Annotated in this window: 5 protein-coding genes; 1 reads left to right on the top strand and 4 read right to left on the bottom strand. The window is 70.5% G+C overall.

The genetic code is table 11. From position 1 onward, the window contains the following. On the bottom strand, positions 1-830 hold an 830-nt coding region (locus RIF89_RS11575; RefSeq protein ID WP_309069262.1), incomplete at its 3' end, for a carbohydrate ABC transporter permease. A 1-nt stretch (position 831) separates the two neighbouring features. Then, entirely contained in the window at positions 832-1,764 is a 933-nt protein-coding gene (locus RIF89_RS11570) for a sugar ABC transporter permease (protein ID WP_309069261.1), read from the bottom strand. Between the two features lie 107 nt (positions 1,765-1,871). On the opposite strand from RIF89_RS11570, the gene RIF89_RS11565 reads away from it, so the two are divergent. Then, complete coding sequence (locus RIF89_RS11565; protein WP_309069260.1) at positions 1,872-2,903, top strand: LacI family DNA-binding transcriptional regulator; 1,032 nt, start codon at positions 1,872-1,874, stop codon at positions 2,901-2,903. A gap of 53 nt (positions 2,904-2,956) precedes the next feature. Here RIF89_RS11565 and RIF89_RS11560 read toward each other — a convergent pair whose 3' ends face one another. Both RIF89_RS11560 and RIF89_RS11555 read right to left on the bottom strand, forming a co-directional pair. Beyond that, positions 2,957-3,727, bottom strand: coding sequence for a DUF899 family protein (locus RIF89_RS11560; RefSeq protein ID WP_309069259.1), 771 nt, complete (start codon positions 3,725-3,727; stop codon positions 2,957-2,959). Continuing rightward, the coding region (locus RIF89_RS11555; RefSeq protein ID WP_309069258.1) for a YciI family protein at positions 3,724-4,070 on the bottom strand (347 nt) is incomplete at its 5' end. The genes RIF89_RS11555 and RIF89_RS11560, both read right to left, overlap by 4 nt.

Raw genomic sequence — 4,070 nt, 5'->3', positions numbered from 1 at the left:
GTGAGCAGCGATCCGGTCAGGACGAGATCGAAGATCGCCGTGCCGCCCGCTGTCGCCGCCTGCGCGTTCCACTGGTTCAGACCGATGATGAGCGGATACCAGTCGGGGTCGCGCAGCATGATGAGCGGCAGGAAGTAGTTGTTCCACGTGGCCACCATGGTGAACAGCAGCACCGTGACGAAGCCGGGGGCCAGCAGTCGCAGCGCCACCTGGCCGAAGATGCGCAGCTCGCTCGCTCCGTCGATCCGCGCGGCCTCCATGAGCTCGGTCGGCACGGCCTCGCTCGCGAACGTCCACATCAGGTAGAGGCCGAACGGCGAGATGAGCGACGGGATGATGACCGACCACGGCGTGTCCGTCAGGCCCATGGAGCTGAACATGAGGAACGTCGGCACGGCCAGCGCGGTGCCGGGCACGGCGACGGCTCCGATGATCACGGCGAACACGGCGCGCTTGCCGGGGAAGTCGTACTTCGCCAGCGCGTAGCCGCCGAGCACGGCCAGCAGGGTCGCGCCGCCGGCGCCGACCACGACGTAGAGCAGCGTGTTGCCGAACCACCGCAGGAAGATGCCGTCGTCGTAGGTGAGGGCGCGGCCGATGTTGTCGAACAGGACGAACTCGTCGCCGAACCACAGCCCGAAGCTGCTGAACAGGTCGCTCTGCGTCTTGGAGGCGTTGATGAACAGCCAGATCAGCGGGATCAGCGAGTACACCAGCGCGATGCCCGTGAGCACCGTGAGCAGGATGCTGCGGCGCGGCTTGTCCACGGTGCCGTGGGGGCGGCGGCGCGTGGCCGCGGGGGAGACGGTGAGAAGGCGGGTCGTCGTCATGTCAGTCGGCCTTCCGCATCCCGCGCAGCTGCACGACGTAGGCGATGATCATCGTGATCAGGCCCATGATGATCGCGACCGTGGCCGAGTAGTTGAGCTGCTGCCCCGTGAAGGCCAGGTTGTACGCGTAGAGGTTGGGCGTGAACGACGTGGTGATCGCGTTGGGCGCGAGTGACTGCATGATGCTCGGCTCGTTGAACAGCTGGAAGCTGCCGATGATCGAGAAGATGGTCGCCACCACCAGCGACCCGCGGATCGCCGGGAGCTTGATCGCGCGGATGATCCGGAACTGGCTGGCGCCGTCGATGGCGGCCGCCTCGTAGAGCGAGGTGGGGATGACGCGCAGCGCCGAGTAGAAGATGAGCATGTTGTAGCCCAGGAACTCCCAGGTGACGATGTTGCCGATCGAGGCGAGCACGAGCTCGGGCGAGAGCAGGTTGGGCAGCTGGATGCCGAAGAAGTCGTTGATGTTGCCGACCAGGCCGAAGCGCGTGCCGTACATGAAGCCCCACATCAGGGCCGCCACGACGGCGGGCACGGCATAGGGCAGGAAGATCGCCAGCCGGAAGAACCCGGCGCCGTACAGGCGCCCGCTGTCGATCGCGAGCGCGGCGAGCAGCGACAGGAACAGCATGATCGGCACCTGGATGAGAAGGAACAGCCCCACCCGGATCACGCCGGCCCAGAACGCCGCGTCGCCGAACGCCGCGACGTAGTTGTCGAGGCCCACGAACGCGTTGCCGCCCACGAGCTGGTTGCGGAACAGGCTCAGCCACAGCGCGTACAGGATCGGCGCGATGAACACGAGGACGAACACGAGCGCGAACGGCGCGAGGAATCCCCATCCGGTCCATCGCCCGCCCGCATGCCGGGTGCGACGCGCGGGGGGCCTGACAGGTCCCGTGACCGCTATCGGTGCTGACGTCGTCGTCATGGCTGCAGCTCGCCTCCTCGCGTCCGGCCGCTCCGGATGTTTACGCAAACATCATCACATACCGCGCGCATTCGCAAGACCGCCGGACGCGATACGGTGATGCCACCATGTCTGACAACCGGGTGCGCCGCGGGACCCGCCGCGTGTCGATGGCCGACGTCGCCGCGCGCGCCGGGGTGTCGATGCAGACCGTCTCGCGGGTCGCGAACGGCACCGACGCCGTCGTGCCCGAGACGCGCCAGCGCGTCATCCGCGCCATGAACGAGCTCGGCTACCGTCCCAACAGCGCCGCCCGCGCGCTCAAGCTCGGCTCGTTCCGGACGCTCGGCGTGCTCTCGCACACCCTGTCCACACTCGGCGACGTCCGCACGATCGAGGCCATCGCCCTGTCGGCGGCCGCCGAGGGGTACGCGACCACGCTCATCCCCGTGCACGCCACGAGCCAGGCGGGCATGGACCGGGTGTTCTCGAGACTGCAGGAGCTCACGGTCGACGCGCTCATCCTGAACATGGAGGCGCCGATGCTCGTGCATGCCGCGGAGATGCTGCCGCCGGGCGTGCCGGTCGTGTACATGGATCCCGACGTCCCCGAGGCGCGGGTCATCGTCGACACGGATCAGGCGGGCGGCGCCCGGCAGGCGACCGAGCACCTGCTCGGCCTCGGCCACCGCACGGTGCACCATCTCGCCGGCCCGGAGGACTCACGGCCCGCGGCGCGGCGCATCGAGGGGTGGCGTGCGGCCCTGCAGGAGGCGGGACGGGAGGTGCCGGCGATCGAGCGGGGCGACTGGAGCGTGGAGTCGGGGTACAGCGCAGGGCGCGCCCTCGCGGCCGATCCGCAGTGCACGGCCGTGTTCTGCTCGAACGACCAGATGGCCCTCGGCCTGTACCGCGCGCTCGCCGAGGTCGGCAGGCGCGTGCCGCACGACGTGAGCGTCGTGGGGTTCGACGACACGGCCGACGGGCGTGGGTACGCGCCGCCGCTGACATCGGTGCACCAGGACTTCACGGACGTCGGCCGGCGATGCGTCACGTCCGCGCTGGAGCTCGTCCGATCAGGGCCGCCGGTGGATCCGCAGGTCACGATCGTCGGGACCGAGCTCATCGTGCGCGCGAGCACGGCGCCGCCGCCCGGCTGACGAGCGGGGCGCGGCGCCGGTGGCGCGAATCAGCGGAGCGCGGCGCTCATGGGTCAGTGGTGATGAGCGTGGCGGCCCAGATGGTCGACGGGGCCGGCTCCCGGACGCGTCCACTGCGGGACGGGCCGGGTCGTCGCCGCGTCGTCAGGCCGGGCGCCGGTGTGATCCGTGCGCCAGTACCAGCAGGCCTCGCGACCCCGGGGCCACCCGTCGGGCGCGTCCTCCCAAACCTCGCCGCGGCCATACGGGGTGAGATCCAGCAGGCGCAGCTGGGTGTCCGCGACCTCGACACCGCGACCGGTCGTGTCGTAGGTGAGGAACACCCGCTCGCCGCGGCGCAGGAACACCGTGAGGTGGCCCATCTCGCCGCCCAGCGGCTCGGGGAGCCCGCGCACCGAGTACCAGGGCTGCGTGTAGCCCATGAACGCGAGGAACGGCGCGATCTCCTCCCACGGCCCCTCGCACAGGATCGCGAACGACACCCCTCTCGCGTGGAGATACACCGCGTCGCGCAGGTGCCACGCCGACAGCGTGCAGCCCTCGCACTGGCCCTGCGTCGGTGCGCCGTCGTGCCACATGTGCCGGTACACGAGCAGCTCCTCGCGCCCCTCGAACAGCGCCAGGAACGGCACCGGGCCGCTCGGCCCCGTGACCTCGAGCGTGCCGTCGATCTCGACCATCGGCAGGCGTCGGCGCGCCGCGGCGATCGCGTCGCCCTCGCGCGTGTGCGCCTTCTCGCGCCGCAGCAGCTCTTCGCGCGCCGCCTGCCACGTGGCGAGGTCGGCGACCGGCGGCGCGCCGGTGAACTCCGCCGTCCCGCTCATGCGTCCTGCTCCCAGGGCAGCTTCACGACGGGGAGGATGTACAGCCGCCCTGCGATCGCGGTGGGGTGCTTGGCCATGAGCGCGGCCGCCTCGTCGATCGACGCCGCCTCGATCACGTCGTAGCCGGCGAACCACTCCTTGAACTCGGGGAAGGGGCCGTCGGTCACGAGCGCCCTGCCGTCGCGCACCGCGACGGACTTCGCCTGCTCGGGACCCGCGACGGGGGCGCCCGGACCGAGCGCGCCGGCCGCCGTGCCCTCGTCGGCCCAGCGCTCGAGCATGCGCTGATCGTCCTCCCGCGGCAGCGCGGATCCGGAAGCGTCGGTCATATGGAGCACGAGGT

Origin of the sequence: Microbacterium sp., from assembly GCF_031178525.1 — a bacterium.
Taxonomy (GTDB): domain Bacteria; phylum Actinomycetota; class Actinomycetes; order Actinomycetales; family Microbacteriaceae; genus Microbacterium.
The sequence above is the reverse complement of the archived record's forward strand: the minus strand, read 5'-3'. Positions and strand labels throughout refer to the sequence as shown.